Annotated in this window: 2 protein-coding genes; both read left to right on the top strand. The window is 69.6% G+C overall.

The window, feature by feature from the left end; genetic code table 11:
- Nucleotide 1: 1 nt before the first annotated feature.
- On the top strand, nucleotides 2–97 hold the full coding sequence (locus ACTQ48_RS11135; protein WP_441570967.1) for a helix-turn-helix domain-containing protein: 96 nt from the start codon (nucleotides 2–4) through the stop codon (nucleotides 95–97).
- Between the two features lie 59 nt (nucleotides 98–156).
- Complete coding sequence (locus tag ACTQ48_RS11130) at nucleotides 157–1,338, top strand: Helicase associated domain protein (protein ID WP_441570965.1); 1,182 nt, start codon at nucleotides 157–159, stop codon at nucleotides 1,336–1,338.
- The last annotated feature ends 268 nt before the right edge of the window (nucleotides 1,339–1,606 follow it).

Genomic DNA, 1,606 nt, shown 5'->3' with positions numbered 1-1,606 from the left:
CATCGTCGCGGCCCATCAGCGGGGGGTGTCAGTGATGGAACTGGCTCGCCAATCGGGTCTCACTCGACGCACCGTGTACCGGACCCTCAGCCGATGACGGCGGCGGCCTGCAGGGTGCCGTCGTGCGATCGCCAAGCGGTCGCCAAAGGTCTGTGCATGCTGCACTACAAGCGGCAGCGGCGCGGCGCACCTCTGGAGCCGACGGGCCCGAGAGTGGGCGACCCGGACGGTTACGGCCTGTACGGCGTCCTCGACCGCGATGACGACTCGGTGCTGTGCCATGAGTGTGGGAAACGCCCCCGCTCGCTCGGCGCCCATCTCGCGCCTGCTCATGGCATGACTGCTGTCGAGTACCGGGCAGCGCACGGTCTGCCGCGTGGCATCCCGCTGGTGTCGCTGTCCATCTCGGAGCGCATCTCTGAGCAGTCGGCGGCGCGGGTCGGGTCACCACAGTGGCGGCAGCTGGAGGCTGCCCGTGATCCGCTGGCGGCGTCGCAGGCGCGGGACCTGTCGAGCACCGCGCCAGCGGTGCGGCAGGAGCGCTCCGAGTCTGCGCCTGAGCGGCTGCCGGAGCGCAAGCCGCAGCGGCGTCGCTGCCCGATCTGCGGCGGCACCTACTATGGGGCGAGGGCGCGGACGTGTGGGCGCGCCGAGTGCATCAGTGAGTCGGAGTCACGGGCTGCACGTCGGCAGGCTCAGGAGGGTCGCCGTCGTATGACTGTCGCCGAGGGCATGATCTTGCGCTCCGTGCAGGGTAGAGAACTGGGGCGGGTCATCGCCGCCCTCGAGGCGGATGGTGTGCGACGGGTCGATATCGCTGCCGAGCTTGGCAAGTCGCCTGCGTGGGTGTCGGAGCACTACCCACAACGCGCCGACAGGCCGGTGACGCCTCACCTAGAGCCGGTTGCCGAGGTCGAGGGGCGGCAGCGGTGGACGTGGGAGCAGCGTAGTCGACAGCTCGCGATCCTGCTGGGCGAGGGCGGCGCATGGCCTCCTCTCGCGTCTCGGCTGGGGTCGTGGGTGCGCGACCAGCGCCGGTATAGGGAGCGGCTCACGCCGGAGCAGGTGGCCGAACTGGAGTTGATTCCGAGATGGACGTGGGAGCCGTCCTCGCGCGACCAGGGATGGGCCGCCAAGTTCAAGAGCCTGTCTCGCTACGCCGAGCAGCATGGTCACGCTGCGCCTGCGCGCGAGGAGCGGTGGGAGGGGTGGCGGATCGGTGCGTGGGTGTCACAGCAGCGGCATCGGCGCGGTCGCCTCTCGGCGGAGCAGCAGGCGACACTGGAAGGGCTGCCGGGTTGGGCGTGGGTAGCGCCGATGGGCCGACCCGCAGACTAGAGCGATCGCCCCCAAAAAAACCCACAATCTTTTTTCGACGACGACGGCCTGGCATGGCCACGACCGAGGCGGGAGTGCGGGCGATGCTGGTGGACTCCGACATCGAGCTGGAGTGGTGATAGGGGTCCCCCCTATACAAAAGAAAACCCCCACCCCTGACGAGGGGTGGGGTACCACGTGGTCGGGCAGCGGTCAGGGGTGCTCCTCGACGGCGCGACGCGGCTCGACCGTGGTGTTGCTGGCAGCCGTCAGCCCGAGACCCGAGCTG

The sequence above is a fragment of the Collinsella sp. Sow4_E3 genome (assembly GCF_052116285.1).
In the GTDB taxonomy this organism is placed as follows: domain Bacteria; phylum Actinomycetota; class Coriobacteriia; order Coriobacteriales; family Coriobacteriaceae; genus Collinsella.
The sequence above is the reverse complement of the archived record's forward strand: the minus strand, read 5'-3'. Positions and strand labels throughout refer to the sequence as shown.

Bases quoted from the DNA above. Each gene is read 5' to 3' on its own strand.
- ACTQ48_RS11130 (WP_441570965.1), top strand. From the start codon at position 157: ATGCTGCACTACAAGCGGCAGCGGCGCGGCGCACCTCTGGAGCCGACG.